Below are 14,515 nucleotides of genomic sequence, written 5' to 3'. Positions count from 1 at the left end.
GTTGGATAAAAAAATATCCCCTCTGTCACGCATCTTTTTAGTGCTGATTTTCATGATTTTGTACACGCCGATTTTCTTCCTTGTGTTTTACTCGTTCAACAGCGGCGGTACGATGTACAATTTTGAAAGCTTCACGCTTGACTGGTATAAAGAGCTTTTTACAGATACAAGGCTGCTGATCATTGTGCTGAACACCCTTGTCATCGCGCTTTTGTCCGCTTTGATTTCAACGATTATCGGGGTCATGGGTGCTCTTGCAATCCACTCGTTTAAAAGCAGACAGACAAAAAATACGCTACTTTCGCTTAATAACGTGCTGATTGTAAGTCCGGACGTAATTATCGGGGCATCATTCCTGATCTTGTTTACAATGGCAGGAATCAAGCTCGGATTCTACTCAGTGCTTCTTTCTCACATTGCCTTCAGTGTTCCGATTGTCGTCCTGATGGTGCTGCCAAAACTGATGGAGATGAGCCCGACACTTCTCGATGCAGCGCGCGACCTTGGAGCAAGCAGATGGAATGTGATGACAAAGGTTGTCCTTCCGTTCATCACACCCGGTATTTTCGCAGGGTTCTTCATGGCCCTGACGTTTTCGCTTGATGACTTTGCGGTAACCTTCTTCGTGACAGGGAACGGATTCACGACGCTTTCTGTTGAAATTTACTCCCTTGCACGGCGCGGAATCGCTCTGAACATCAATGCGCTGTCCACTCTGCTGTTCCTGTTTACCGTACTGCTTGTGATTGTCTACTACTTCATCACCCAGCGGAACAGACAAAACGGATGGGGGGTTAAAAAATGAAGAAGCTGGTTCGCGTCTTTATTGCCATTGCTCTCGTTTCCGGCATTCTTTTATACGCCATTTCCGAGCTGAACTCGTCTCAGGGTTATTCAGGCGGCAACACCCTGACCATTTTCAACTGGGGGGACTATATTAATTCGGATTTAGTTGACCGCTTTGAAAAGGAAACCGGCATTAAGGTCATTTACGAAACATTTGATTCGAATGAAGCAATGATGACGAAAATTGAACAGGGCGGTACGACGTATGACATTGCGGTTCCGTCTGAATATATGATTGATAAAATGCGGCAGGAAGATTTGCTGATCCCGCTTGATCACTCAAAGCTTCCAAACCTGAAAAACATTGACCAGCGCTTCATGGACCTGCCCTTTGACCCTGAAAACAAGTATTCCATTCCTTATTTCTGGGGAACAGTCGGCATCGTCTACAACCCGTCCATGATCGGCGGGAAGGAAATCGAGAGCTGGAACGACCTTTGGGATCCGGAGCTTAAAAACCAGATCCTCCTGATTGACGGTGCGCGGGAAGTCATGGGGATGGGGCTGAACAGCCTCGGCTATTCCCTGAATGATACGAACCCGGAGCACCTCGAGGAAGCCAAACGTAAGCTTGATACCCTTACTCCGAATGTTAAAGCGGTTGTCGGGGATGAAAGCCGGATGCTTCTTGAAAACCAGGAGGCGGCGATCGGTCTCGTATGGTCAGGGGTCGCTTCTGAAATTATGTATGAAAATGAAGACCTCGAGTACGTTGTACCTGAAGAAGGTTCAAATCTCTGGTTCGACAACATGGTCATCCCAAAAACAGACAAAGAACGTGGAGGCAGCCCATCAATTCATCAACTTCATGCTTGATGCCAAGGTGGCTGCGGAAAACACAGAGTACGTAAGCTACTCCACTCCAAACAAAGAGGCACTGAAATACATGCCTGAGGACATGGTCAGCGACGAGCGATTCTATCCTCCGCCTGAGCTGACGGAAAAGCTTGAAGTGTACGAAAACCTCGGGAAAAAGAACCTTGCTTACTATAACGAGCTGTTTTTGAAATTTAAAATGCATCCGAAGTAATTGGGAAAGGCGCCATTCTGGGGAATGGCGTTTTTTCTTGTGGATTAGGTGATGAATACCTCTTTTTCCAGCAAGATCTTGGCCATTTGTCAGTTGAATTGCGGTCCAGGACTATGTAAAACGGCTCAATCACGGCGCTGCGCAGTCCGTTAATTGAGGATGCGGGCGTTACTACCGACAATCCGGCCAACACAACCAACTTCACTCAATTTACAACCAACAATCCATGCGTTACAGCCAACTTTCCCTGTTTTACAGCCAACTCCCTTTACGGCACACAAAATACCTCTTTTTCCAGCAAGATCTTGGCCATTTGTCAGTTGATTTGGGGTCCTGGACTATATAAAGCGGCTCAATCACGGCGCAGCGCAGTCCGCTAAGCGGGGATGCGGGTGTTACTACCGACAATCCGGCCAACACAACCAACTTCACTCAATTTACAGCCAACAATCCAGGCGTTACAGCCAACTTTCCCTGTTTTACAGCCAACTTCTTTTCGGCACACAAAATACCTCTTTTTCCAGCAAGATCTTGGGCATTTGTCAGTTGATTTGCGGTCCTGGACTATGTAAAACGGCTCAATCACGGCGCAGCGCAGTCCGCTAAGCGGGGATGAGGCGTTACTACCAACAATCCGGCCAACACAACCAACTTCACTCAATTTACAGCCAACAATCCAGGCGTTACAGCCAACTTTCCCTGTTTTACAGCCAACTTCTTTTCGGCACACAAAATACCTCTTTTTCCAGCAAGATCTTGGGCATTTGTCAGTTGATTTGCGGTCCTGGACTATGTAAAACGGCTCAATCACGGCGCAGCGCAGTCCGCTAAGCGGGGATGAGGCGTTACTACCAACAATCCGGCCAACACAACCAACTTCACTCAATTTACAACCAACAATCCATGCGTTACAGCCAACTTTCCCTGTTTTACAGCCAACTCCCTTTCTACACACAAAATACCTCTTTTTCCAGCAAGATCTTGGGCATTTGTCAGTTGAATATTGCGGTCCTGGACTATGTAAGTCGGCTAAATCACGGCGCAGCGCGGATCCGCTCATCTGGAGGAGTGCGATACTACCAACAATTCGGCGAATACAACCAGCTTCACTCCATTTACAACCAACAATCAATGCGTAACAACCAACTTTCCCTGTTTTACAACCAACTCCCTTTCCGCACACCAAATACCTCTTTTTTTTAACAAGATCTTGGGCATTTATTAATTGATTTGCTACTGCGCCAAGTCAGCTAAACATCGACCGCCGCGGATTCGCCACACCAAAATAAAAACCGGCAGGAACCACTTGGTCCCTGCCGGCTTACTATTTTCACACCATAATCTTGCAAATATCGTTTGTAAACTCTACCGGATCTTCGATTGTCAGTCCTTCGATGAGGAGGGCCTGGTTGAAGAGGAGGTTTGTGTACAGCGCCAGTTTTTCTTTGTCGTTTGCGTACGCATCTTTCAGCGAGGCAAAGACGTCATGGCTGCTGTTGATTTCAAGGATTTTTTCGGCCTTGATGTTCTGGCTGTTCGGCATGGCTTTCAGGATTTTTTCCATTTCTGTTGTGACTTCGCCTTCTGTCGCGATGCAGACAGGGTGGCTTTTCAGACGCTTTGAGATGCGGACGTCTTTTACTTTTCCGCCGAGGATGGTTTTCATCTCTTCAAAGAGCTCTTTGCTGTCCTGTTCGTCTGTCTCTGTGCCCGTGTCGCTGTCATCTGCTTCAATGCCGAGGTCACCGCTTGAGATCGACTTGAATTCTTTTTCTTTATAAGACATGAGCATGCGGATCGCAAATTCATCGACTTCGTCTGTGAAATACAGGATATCGTAGCCTTTATCTGCCACAACTTCCGTCTGCGGAAGCTTTTCAAGGCGTTCGTGGCTTTCGCCTGCTGCGTAGTAAATGTACGGCTGGCCTTCTGGCATCGCAGCTGCGTATTCATCAAGCGTGATCAGCTTTTTCTCTTTTGAAGAGTAGAACATGAGAAGGTTCTGAAGGTCTTCTTTGTTCGCTCCGAAATCACTGTACACACCGTATTTCAGCTGTCTTCCGAACGACTTGTAGAACGTTTCATATTTTTCGCGCTCATCTTTCAGAAGGGTTTGAAGCTGGCTCTTAATCTTGTTTTTAATGTTTTTTGCAATGAGCTTCAGCTGGCGGTCCTGCTGCAGAATCTCGCGTGAAATGTTCAGTGACAGGTCCTCTGAATCAACCATTCCTTTGACAAAAGAGAAATAGTCAGGAAGAAGATCTGCGCATTTTTCCATGATCAGCACCCCGTTGGAGTACAGCTCAAGCCCCTTCTCAAACTCTTTTGAGTAGTAGTCATACGGAATTTGCTCCGGAATGTAGAGAATGGCATTGTAGCGCACAGCACCGTCTACGCTGATATGGATATGCTTAAGCGGTTTATCGAAGCCGTAATGCTTTTCGTGATAGAAGTTCTCGTAATCTTCATCCGTCAGCTCGTTTTTGTTTTTTCTCCAGATCGGCACCATGCTGTTGATCGTCTGTTCTTCGACCGTCTCTTCAAACTCGTCTTCGCTGCCGTCTTTTTTCTTGCTGACCGTTGAATCCATCTTAATCGGGTAGCGAATGAAGTCCGAGTACTTCTTAATGATAGCCTTCAGGCGGTACTCTTCCAAAAACTCATCATAAGAATCCTCTTCTGTGTTCTGCTTGATGCTGAGGACGATTTCCGTGCCGACTTCCTCTTTTTCGCACGGCTCGATTGTATAGCCGTCCGCACCGTCAGAATGCCATCTGTATGCTTCGCCTGAGCCGATTGTTTTTGTTGTTACCGTTATCGCATCCGCAACCATAAACGCAGAGTAGAATCCTACGCCGAATTGGCCGATGATGTCATGCCCGTCCTTCAGCTCATTTTCGCTCTTGAATGCAAGAGAACCGCTCTGTGCGATGGTTCCGAGGTTGTTTTCAAGCTCCTCTTTCGTCATTCCGATTCCTGTATCGGCAATCGTAAGGGTGCGCTTTTCCTTATCTGCGCTCACTTTTATGTAATAGCTGCTCTGATCAAATGACAGGCTGTCATCTGTTAAAGCCTTGTAGTAGATTTTATCAATCGCATCACTCGCGTTTGAGATCAGCTCGCGCAAAAAGATTTCTTTCTGGGAGTAAATCGAGTTGATCATCATGTCTAATAATCTCTTGGATTCTGCTTTAAACTGCATTTTTGCCATGTTAAAAATCTCCTTTCAGCTTTTTTAGCACTCATCACCTTAGAGTGCTAACCCACTAAATAAATAACATATATTCCCGTTTCATGTCAATCATCAAGTCAGGCATTCCGGTTTACACGGCTGATTTTCTCTGCTATATTAGTTACTTAGGATAACTGTTATCTAAGGTAACTATTTTAAGCGGGGTGTTTTCCATAAAAACGTATCAGAAATTTTTTCAGCAACTTCTGCTTCTATACAGACCGTTCGAAAACAGGCTGAATCTGGAGCTTGCGAAGCATGATTTATACAGGGCGCAGTGGTCTGTTCTTCATTATTTGTCCAATTACGGGACGGCGACACTGGTCGAGCTTGCCGGCTATCAGGGCGTTGAAAAGCCGACGGTGACAAGGACTATCAGCAAGCTTGAAGAGCTGAACTATGTTGAACAGGTTGCCGGAAAAGATAAACGCGAGAAACGGATGCAGCTGACTGAAGCAGGACAAAAGCTGTATGAAAAGGTCCGGATCACCATTGATGAATATGAGCTGGACATTCTGAAAGGCATCTCAGAAGAAGAACAGCTCGCATGCATCCGGGTCATGGAAGACATCCGGAAAAATATTAGAGAGTAAGGTGAAGACCGTTGAATCAATCAAAACTGTGGACGAAGGACTTTATCGTTGTTTCGTCCATTAACTTTTTCTTAACCCTGATTTTTTACTTATTAATGGTGACCATCGCGGTGTTTGCGGTGGATGAATACCATGCATCAACAAGTGAAGCCGGTCTTGTGACAGGCATTTTTATCATTGGCGCGCTGATTGGTCGGCTGTTCATCGGCAGGCTGATTGCAAGCTTCAGCCGGAAAAAAATTCTGTATACCGGGCTGATTCTCTTTACGATCACAACTTCTTTTTACTTTTTTGAACTTGGACTGGGCTTCCTTTTAGCTAACCGCCTTCTGCACGGGATTACCCTAGGCATGGCAAGTACAGCGACGGGAACGATTGTGGCACAGATAATTCCTGCCTCAAGAAAAGGGGAAGGAATCGGGTATTACAGCATGAGTGCGACGCTTGCTACAGCGATCGGGCCGTTCATCGGGATTTATCTGAGCCAGCATGCGAGCTTCCAGACGATTTTCATGTTCTGTGTCGCGCTTGGCATCCTCAGCCTGCTGATTGCTTTTTTCGTCACAATTCCCCCTCTTGCCAGCCAGCCAAAGCATGCGGCCGTTAAAGGATTCAGCCTCTCAAGCTTTGTTGAGCCCCAGGCACTGCCGATTGCTTTTATCACACTGGCTGTGGCGTTCTGCTATTCGAGCGTTCTGTCCTTTATCAACTTTTATGCGATGGACATTAACCTTGTCAGCACAGCGAGCTTCTTTTTCATCGTTTATGCCGCAGCTGTCCTTGTGTCGCGTCCGTTCACAGGCAGGCTGCTCGATCAAAAAGGGGCCAATTATGTCATGTATCCGGCGTTTGTGCTGTTTGCAGCCGGGCTGTTCCTTCTAAGTACGGCGAGTACGAGCACGGTGTTTCTTCTCTCCGGCGTTTTGATCGGACTCGGATTTGGCAATATGCAGTCTGCCACGCAGGCGATTGCGGTTAAACTGACGCCTCCGCACCGGATGGGGCTTGCCACGTCCACATTCTTCATCTTTTTAGATGCAGGACTCGGGTTTGGGCCTTACCTTCTCGGGTTCGTCATTCCGGTTACAGGCTACAGCACGCTTTACGTCATCCTCGGATTTGCCGTCATGCTAAGCATTGCGCTTTACTACATGCTTCATGGAAAAAAAGAGCACGCGGCACCTGCTGAGGTTCAGGCATCTCTTTAACGGGCACCCTTTATGGGGTGTCTTTTTTTGCATGATGGAAAATGTCCAAAATTTGCTATAAACTTGAAGTATCTGAAATCTATCTGAGTGGTGAGGCAGTTGTTTAAACTTTTATTAATTGAAGATGACCTTTCTCTTTTTACAGAGATAAAAGACCGACTGAATCAATGGTCGTACGACGTTTACGGCATAACGGACTTCAGCAGGGTGATGCAGGAATTCTCGGAAGTGAAGCCGGATCTTGTGATCATTGACATTCAGCTGCCGAAGTTCGACGGGTTTCACTGGTGCCGGATGATCCGTTCTCATTCCAATGTCCCGATCATCTTTTTATCCTCACGGGATCATCCGACAGATATGGTGATGTCGATGCAGCTTGGAGCTGATGATTTTGTACAGAAGCCCTTTCACTTTGATGTGCTGATTGCGAAAATCCAGGCCATTCTGCGGAGGGTTTATAACTACAGCACAGAACAGGTTCACCTCAAGACGTGGTGCGGTGCTGCGGTTGATTATGAGCGGAATTCCGTGACAAATGATCAAGGGACCGTCGAGCTTACGAAGAATGAAATGTTCATTCTGAAGCTTTTAATTGAACAGAAGAATAAGATTGTAAGCAGAGACAAGCTGATCAACAGTCTCTGGGATGATAAGCGGTTTATCAGCGACAACACGCTGACGGTGAATGTGAACAGGCTGCGGAAGCGCCTTGAGGAGATTGGACTCGGAAGGTTTATTGAGACAAAAGTGGGACAGGGCTATGTGGCCTTGGAAGAGGAAACTCTATGATCCGTGTTTTTTTGAAAGAGCGCATAAGCTGGATTCTCTTTTTTGCCGCGGTTCATCTTCTGTTCCTGTTTATTTCGTTCATTGACAATGCGGTTCCGTTTAAGAGCGTATTGTATATCGTCTTTTTATCCCTTCTGTCCTTTCTTGTGTTCCTGGCTGTCCGCTATCAGAAAGAAACGGCCTTTTTTAAAGCGCTCCAGGACAGGGAAAAAAATCTTGATGTGACAAGTATTCCGGTACCCGGCAGCGCTTTTGAAGAGCTGGTTGAGGAGACGCTGGTGGATCACACCGAGCTTCTGAAAAAAGACGCGCAGCGCCACTATATCTCTCTTGAGCAGGAAAAAGATGACCTTCTGTCCTGGATTCATGAGGTGAAAACCCCGCTGACGGCGATGCACCTGATGATTGAACGGATGGAGGACGGACAGACGAAAACCAACTTAACCTATGAATGGCTCCGCATTCACCTGCTGCTCGACCAGCAGCTCCATCAAAAGCGAATCCCGTTCATTGAGAACGATCTTTATATTGAGATGATCGACCTTGAGGATGTTCTCTTCAGCGAGCTGAAAACCCTTCAGGCCTGGTGTATCCAAAAGGGCATTGGTTTTGACATAGAACTCCTGCAGCGGGAAGTACTCACAGATGCAAAGTGGTTTGCGTTTATTCTGAGGCAGATTCTGACGAATGCGGTGAAATACAGCGCGGCATCTGACATTGAAATCCGGAGCTATCTCGAACATGGAAACGCCAAGCTTGAAATGAGGGATTTCGGAAGAGGCATTGAGGCGAGAGATCTTCCCCGGATTTTTGACAAAGGATTCACTTCCACAGCCAATCATCAGGATCAGGCGGCGACCGGAATGGGCCTTTATTTGGCTAAAAAAGCTGCTGCCCCGCTTCTGATTGAGATTCATGCGGCATCCGTTCCGGGTCAGGAGACGGTCTTTACTCTTTCCTTCCCGAAAAAGAACGATTTCGCAGCTGTCATGAGCATGTGACAACAATGTCACATGCTTTCTTTATTTGTTCGCACAATAAAAGGAAAAGACCTTTACCTCTTTTTATAATAAAGGTATTGAATAAAGAGGAGGCACAAACAGATGGCCATTTTAGAAGCAGCCAAACTTCAGAAAAGCTATGGTAACAAATTTAATAAACAGAACGTGCTGAAAGGCATTGATCTTTCGATTTTAGAGGGTGAATTCGTGAGCATCATGGGAGCATCCGGCTCCGGCAAAACCACGCTTTTAAACGTCCTTTCGTCCATTGATAAAGTAAGCGGGGGCACAATCCGCATTGAGGACAAAGAGATGACAGGCATGAAAGAAAAGCAGCTGGCTGAATTCAGGAAGCACCATCTCGGGTTTATTTTTCAGGAATACAACCTGCTCGACACGCTGACTGTGAAGGAAAACATTCTGCTGCCGCTTTCTATTTCAAAAGTACCCAAGAAGGAAGCAGATCAGCGATTTGAAACTCTTGCTAGCGAGCTTGGCATTGCAGAATTGAAGGACAAGTACCCAAACGAGATTTCAGGCGGTCAAAAGCAGCGAACATCTGCAGCCCGCGCATTTATCCACGAACCGAGCATCATTTTTGCGGATGAACCGACCGGAGCACTTGATTCCAAATCAGCTGCCGATCTGCTGAACAAGCTGACAGACCTGAACGCCAAGCTCAAAGCGACCATTGTCATGGTCACGCATGACCCTGCTGCGGCAAGCTACTGCAGCCGCGTCATCTTTATTAAGGACGGACAGATCTACACGCAGCTGAACAGGGGCGGCCAATCAAGACAGGATTTCTTTAAGGACATCATGAAAACGCAGGGCGTTCTGGGCGGTGTGCAGGATGAGCGTTAATCAGCTGATTATAAAAAATTTTAAAAAGAACCTTAAAAACTACTATCTGTATATTTTTGCGCTGGTCGTCAGCGTGGCGCTGTATTTTTCGTTTGTCACCCTTCAGTATGACCCGTCCATGGATGCCATAGAAGGCTCAATTAAGGGCGGCGCAGCCATAAAAACAGCTTCTGTGCTCCTCGTTGCCATAGTCACGATCTTTCTGCTCTATGCTAACAACATTTTCATTAAGCGCCGCAGCAAAGAGATCGGGCTGTTTCAGCTGATTGGCATGACGAAACACAGAATCTTCCGGCTGCTGACCGCCGAGAACTTCATGCTGTATTTTGGTTCTCTTGCCCTTGGTATTTTTGCCGGATTTGCCATCTCCAAGCTTGTGATGATGATTCTCTTCAAAATTACAGGTACAGATGATGTGGCAAAGCTCCACTTTTCAGCTGAGGCCTTAGTTCAGACATTGATCGTATTTACGGTCATCTACACGCTGATTATGCTGATGAACTATCTTTTCATCAAGAGGCAGAGCATTCTCTCACTCTTTAGAGTGCTTTCATCGGCAGAGGAAAAGGTAAGAAAAATGACGGCTGCAGAAATTGTGATCGGCCTGCTTGGCATGGTCATGATCGCTGCAGGATATTATGTGTCATCCAGACTGTTCGGCGGAGATTTCAAATCGACAAACGGCCTGTTCCTGGCGATGATTTTCATCTTAGGGTCCGTAATCCTTGGAACCTACTTCTTTTACAAAGGATCTGTCAGCTTTCTTTTCCATCTGATCCGCAAGAAAAAAGGCGGGTATTTGAAGGTGGATGAAGTCCTGTCCCTTTCATCCATTATGTTCCGGATGAAATCAAATGCCATGCTGCTTACCATCATCACAACCGTATCCGCTCTTGCCATTGGATTGCTTTCCTTAAGCTACATTTCCTATTACTCAGCTGAGGCGACGGCCAAAAGCCAGGTGCCTTCTGACTTTTCTTTTACGGACAGCAAAGATGCTGAACAATTTGCTCAGGCATTGAAGGAAGGCGGAATCTCCTACAAAGAGAAGAGCACGGAGATTGTCCTGGCGGATTTTAATGTAAAAGACATTATGCTCACTAAGCTTGAAGGGATGAATTTTGACCCAAATACAATGACACTTGCAGTAATCAGTGAAAAATCCGCCGGCAAGGAACTTTCGAAGGACGAAACGCTGTTTACCGGTTACAGTGACCTGCTGCAGAAATTCATGCCGCTTGAAAGTGAAGGAGATATTACCCTTCTTGGAAAAACGGCAAAAATCCCTCAGACGTATATCGGGATGGAAAAAGAAACGTATATATCCTGGTACTATACATCCGGCGGCATGCCTACGGCCATTGTAGATGATGAAGTGTTTAAACAGCTTCAAAAAGACCTGGATCCTGAGCTGCAGCGGTCGACTTCGACGCATATCGCGTTTGACATAAAAGACCCTCAGAATAAAACGAAAGCAAATGATCTGTTCCTTTCGATGAAGCTGAACGAAAATGCGCCGAACGAATCTCAGCTTGAAACACTCAACAGCCAAAAGCGCAACATGGGTCTTGCCATGTTCATCGTCGGGTTCCTTGGACTTTCATTCCTTGTCACATCAGGATGCATTTTGTACTTTAAACAAATGGGCGAAAGCGAAGAAGAACAGCCAAGCTACACGATTTTGCGCAAGCTCGGCTTTACACAGGGAGACCTGCTGAAAGGCCTGCGCGCAAAACAGCTTTTCAGCTTCGGCATTCCGCTTGTAATCGGCCTGCTCCACAGCTATTTCGCTGTTCAGTCCGGCTGGTTCATCTTCGGGGCCGAAGTTTGGACTCCGATGATCATCGTGATGGTCCTGTATACGGTGCTCTACTCAATCTTTGGTGTACTGTCTGTTCTTTACTCCAAAAAAGTAATTAAAGAAGCATTATAAGAAGAACCTCCGGGTGGCCGGAGGTTCTTTTCATTCGTTCTCAATTCCAAAGCAGCGTCTTAAGTCAGCAGCATTCTTCAAAACACTTGCCTGACATGATTCTGTATGGCTTCCCGGTTCAATGTTGATATACACCAATGCATCACTCATGCCTTTTTCTCTCAAAAGTGCGATTCCTTTTAACAGATTCTCCTCATTGTAGTTTTCTGTTAAACTCAGTCCGATTGATTGCTCGTAGTACCTCTCTTCGTCTTCTTCAAAACTCCTGCTGAGAAACGAAAGACCCGAGAGTCCAAATGGTTCCAGCTCCCTTTTAACAGACGTTTCAAAGGTGTGATGGAGTCTGAGGGTCTGCAGATATGTTTCAAGAGCATTCTTCAGCTCCTCTGTCTCACTGTCGCTGTAGGCAAGTGTCTCAATGGTTTCACCCGGTTCTTCTGTCTCCATGTTCAAAGACAGACTGTACGGTACATCCTTTATAATCATCTCGGACATTCCGGTAAGTGCATCCATGATCTGTCCGGCATTTGCGTTTTCTGCCCTTATTTTCCCGCTTGCTTCAATTGTTGACTCAAATCCCTTGCCAAGCTTTATTTCGCTGATTCCATTTTCTTCGAGTATGCCGGCAAGCTTCTGATACTCTTCATTTTCTTTCAAAAGGGATTCATGCTTTATAGAAACGTATGAAACATGAAATTGAGTCAGTTCCCCAGTAACGGACGCACTGAAAGTCAGATCATCCTCCGTTTTCAGCGTAAGATCGTAGGTATCTCCGAAAAGTGATGCGAGAACTATAACAATTGTTGAACCATACCCCTGCTGTTCTTCTATTTTGACTGTTTCTGCTTCAACGCCGTACAGCTTTTCGACCTGCTGCTCCGTATAAGCTGCCGCTTCTTCTTCTTCTGACCCGCAGCCGGCCAGAAAAAGGACAGCGAACACAGGAAGGATGAGCTTTTTCACAAGGTGAGCCCCTCTCATATTGGGATGTTTATCCAAAAGTATAGCTTGTATTTGAGGGGGCGTCTATCATCCGTTCTTTTTTATAACAGGTATCCAGATCTCACTCTTAAAATCCGGTGCTTTCGTATCCTTCTGCTCGTTCCAGAGAATTTCCGGACCGTCTGCCAGCTCATAGGACGACGAAGGAAACCACTCCGAATAGATGCGGCCCCATATCTCCTGAAGCGTTTCTGGAAAAGGGCCGCACGCTTCAAAAACAGCCCATGTCATAGCCGGCACCTTCAAGTGATCAAGGTGATCAGGAATCTCTTTTATCGTGGCTGCGCCAATATAATGATCGAGCTCGCCTTTTTCCTCCATCCTTCCTTCTGAAAAGTTTGCAGATGCGCTTATAATACCGGATGGCTCAACATTAGAAAGGTCTTTTAATTCACGAATGGCATCCATGGTCAGGCTTTGCCACATCGCGGCAATCTCAGGGTTCACCCCGTTAAATATAATGGGTACTCTTTTTTTGATGCCTGCAATGTGAAAAGCTTCTTTTTCTTCTACACGGTACTTCATTTCACTGCCTCCCTTAATGATTAACTGGAAGGTCATCCTCGGAAAAGCTTTAAGTGAATGTTTTCCGTTCCTCGCTTCAGACGGCGTCACTCCATGCAGCTGCTGAAACGCACGCGTGAATGAGTCCGGTGAAAGATATCCATACTTGATTGCGACATCAATCACTTTCATGCCTTTGTCCCTCAGCTCAAATGCCGCAAGTGTAAGCCTTCTTCTCCGGATATATTCAGTAAGAGAAATACCGGCAAGAGATGAAAACATTCGTTTAAAATGGTACTCCGAACAGAGCGCAATCCGGGCTGCTTCCTTATAATCAAGCTCTTCTGCCAGATTTTCCTCAATGTAAGCCAGCGCCTCATTCATGTGTTCAAGCATCCCCATCAGATGACCTCCTTTGATAACAGATTAGCAGGAATTTCATGCGGGCCTCCGATCTTTTTGCGTTCAGTTTTGCAGGGTTTTTATTAGTGTTACAAAAAAACTCCCTCCCCATAAGGGAGAGAGCCAAGGACTTACTGATTTCCGCCCAATACTTGCTTTGCCATTTGCTTGTATTCTTCCAGTCCTGATTTCTGCGCAAACTCAGCAATACCAATTGGATATGCTGCAGTTAATTCAATAATGTGTTTTTCCATATTGGGCCAGACATACCCGCCCGCTTTTTCATAGTGGAAAATGAGATCGTTTAGAGCCTGTTCTCCAAAAGTGCGAAAGTGGGGTACAAAATCATTTGCAGGATCTGTCACAGAAGCCTCTGTCCAGTCGATAATACCGGTCACTTTAGCAGATGCATTGATTAAAATGTGACCCGCATGAAGATCACCATGAACAAGGCACGTTTCAGCAGGCCACAGCGTGTCGTCGTTCACCCACTCCTGCCACCTTTTCCATAGCATTTCATTCACATCAAACGAAGCTCTTACGTTTTCCATTCGTCTCATCATATTCTTTCTTGCCTCTTCAGCGTTTTCTACTGGTAAGTTTGCCGTTTCAACTGCTTTCCCATTAACCCGGTGAAGCGATACCATTGCCTCTGCAAGGGTTTTTGTAAATTCAGACGGCACATTCTTTTCATCAATTTCCCACACATAAGCCATTGCCTCGTGATCGATGGTCCCCGCAGGAACACCAGTTAACTGTTTGTAAGCAATTAACTCATCCGTATATACGCGCCACTGCGGAGCTTCAACAGCAATCCGCGGCACAATTAGATCCAATGTACGTTTTTCCTTATCCGCAGATGCCAGAACATCTTCTCTTCTCGGAAAGCGCAAAACCCATCTTTCCTCATCTGCGTCCTCTGCAAAAACGACAAGAAAATCAAGTCCTGACTGATTAAATGTCAATGAATTCTCTTTAACATAAATAGCATGTTTATGTGCGATCTCTATCACTTTATTTTTATTCATACCGGCTTCTCCTTTTGATTCGTATTATTTTATAAATACAGACAATCAAAGAGGAAATGGTGATAGAAAAAGAAGCCTATCCA

11 protein-coding genes and 1 pseudogene are annotated in these 14,515 nt (G+C 46.0%); 8 read left to right on the top strand and 4 right to left on the bottom strand.

Going from position 1 to position 14,515, the window contains the following annotated elements; translation table 11 throughout:
• Position 1: 1 nt before the first annotated feature.
• Positions 2 to 805, top strand: a complete 804-nt coding sequence (locus tag RKD52_RS00910) for an ABC transporter permease (RefSeq protein ID WP_369734936.1) — start codon at positions 2 to 4, stop codon at positions 803 to 805.
• A pseudogene (locus tag RKD52_RS00905) lies at positions 802 to 1,876 on the top strand (ABC transporter substrate-binding protein). Before RKD52_RS00910 ends, RKD52_RS00905 begins: the two are co-directional and overlap by 4 nt.
• Positions 1,877 to 3,206: 1,330 nt before the next feature.
• Here RKD52_RS00905 and htpG read toward each other — a convergent pair.
• Complete coding sequence (htpG, locus tag RKD52_RS00900) at positions 3,207 to 5,087, bottom strand: molecular chaperone HtpG (RefSeq protein ID WP_454098291.1); 1,881 nt, start codon at positions 5,085 to 5,087, stop codon at positions 3,207 to 3,209.
• Between the two features lie 185 nt (positions 5,088 to 5,272).
• On the opposite strand from htpG, the gene RKD52_RS00895 reads away from it, so the two are divergent.
• The 6 genes from RKD52_RS00895 to RKD52_RS00870 all read left to right on the top strand — a co-directional run bounded on the left by RKD52_RS00895 (position 5,273) and on the right by RKD52_RS00870 (position 11,496).
• Positions 5,273 to 5,701 (top strand): MarR family winged helix-turn-helix transcriptional regulator, encoded by a 429-nt coding sequence (locus tag RKD52_RS00895; RefSeq protein ID WP_454098290.1) that lies wholly within the window; start codon positions 5,273 to 5,275, stop codon positions 5,699 to 5,701.
• An 11-nt stretch (positions 5,702 to 5,712) separates the two neighbouring features.
• On the top strand, positions 5,713 to 6,909 hold the full coding sequence (locus RKD52_RS00890) for an MFS transporter (protein WP_454098289.1): 1,197 nt from the start codon (positions 5,713 to 5,715) through the stop codon (positions 6,907 to 6,909).
• 99 nt (positions 6,910 to 7,008) lie between these two features.
• On the top strand, positions 7,009 to 7,698 hold the full coding sequence (locus tag RKD52_RS00885) for a response regulator (RefSeq protein ID WP_454098288.1): 690 nt from the start codon (positions 7,009 to 7,011) through the stop codon (positions 7,696 to 7,698).
• Positions 7,695 to 8,699, top strand: a complete 1,005-nt coding sequence (locus RKD52_RS00880) for a sensor histidine kinase (RefSeq protein WP_454098287.1) — start codon at positions 7,695 to 7,697, stop codon at positions 8,697 to 8,699. The genes RKD52_RS00885 and RKD52_RS00880 overlap by 4 nt, the downstream gene beginning before the upstream one ends.
• 102 nt (positions 8,700 to 8,801) lie before the next feature.
• Complete coding sequence (locus RKD52_RS00875) at positions 8,802 to 9,563, top strand: ABC transporter ATP-binding protein (protein ID WP_454098286.1); 762 nt, start codon at positions 8,802 to 8,804, stop codon at positions 9,561 to 9,563.
• Positions 9,553 to 11,496, top strand: coding sequence for an FtsX-like permease family protein (locus tag RKD52_RS00870; protein WP_454098285.1), 1,944 nt, complete (start codon positions 9,553 to 9,555; stop codon positions 11,494 to 11,496). The genes RKD52_RS00875 and RKD52_RS00870 overlap by 11 nt, the downstream gene beginning before the upstream one ends.
• A gap of 30 nt (positions 11,497 to 11,526) precedes the next feature.
• On the opposite strand, the gene RKD52_RS00865 is transcribed toward RKD52_RS00870, so the two are convergent.
• From RKD52_RS00865 to RKD52_RS00855, 3 genes are all read right to left on the bottom strand, one after another.
• Positions 11,527 to 12,459: a hypothetical protein gene (locus RKD52_RS00865; RefSeq protein WP_454098284.1), complete on the bottom strand. Its 933-nt coding sequence runs from the start codon at positions 12,457 to 12,459 to the stop codon at positions 11,527 to 11,529.
• Positions 12,460 to 12,525: 66 nt separating this feature from the next.
• On the bottom strand, positions 12,526 to 13,404 hold the full coding sequence (locus RKD52_RS00860; RefSeq protein ID WP_454098283.1) for an AraC family transcriptional regulator: 879 nt from the start codon (positions 13,402 to 13,404) through the stop codon (positions 12,526 to 12,528).
• Positions 13,405 to 13,535: 131 nt separating this feature from the next.
• A complete protein-coding gene (locus tag RKD52_RS00855; RefSeq protein ID WP_454098282.1) occupies positions 13,536 to 14,432 on the bottom strand; it encodes a macrolide 2'-phosphotransferase in 897 nt (298 codons plus the stop codon).
• Positions 14,433 to 14,515 lie beyond the last annotated feature (83 nt).

The sequence above is a fragment of the Metabacillus sp. SLBN-84 genome (genome assembly GCF_053629595.1).
Note: the sequence above shows the minus strand (reverse complement) of the source record. Positions and strands in the feature narration are given on the sequence as shown.

What these genes read in the sequence shown, in the direction of transcription:
- htpG (WP_454098291.1), bottom strand. Translation starts at nt 5,087, where the DNA reads ATGGCAAAAATGCAGTTTAAAGCAGAATCCAAGAGATTATTAGACATG.
- RKD52_RS00880 (WP_454098287.1), top strand. Translation starts at nt 7,695, where the DNA reads ATGATCCGTGTTTTTTTGAAAGAGCGCATAAGCTGGATTCTCTTTTTT.
- RKD52_RS00875 (WP_454098286.1), top strand. Translation starts at nt 8,802, where the DNA reads ATGGCCATTTTAGAAGCAGCCAAACTTCAGAAAAGCTATGGTAACAAA.
- RKD52_RS00870 (WP_454098285.1), top strand. Translation starts at nt 9,553, where the DNA reads ATGAGCGTTAATCAGCTGATTATAAAAAATTTTAAAAAGAACCTTAAA.
- RKD52_RS00860 (WP_454098283.1), bottom strand. Translation starts at nt 13,404, where the DNA reads ATGGGGATGCTTGAACACATGAATGAGGCGCTGGCTTACATTGAGGAA.
- RKD52_RS00855 (WP_454098282.1), bottom strand. Translation starts at nt 14,432, where the DNA reads ATGAATAAAAATAAAGTGATAGAGATCGCACATAAACATGCTATTTAT.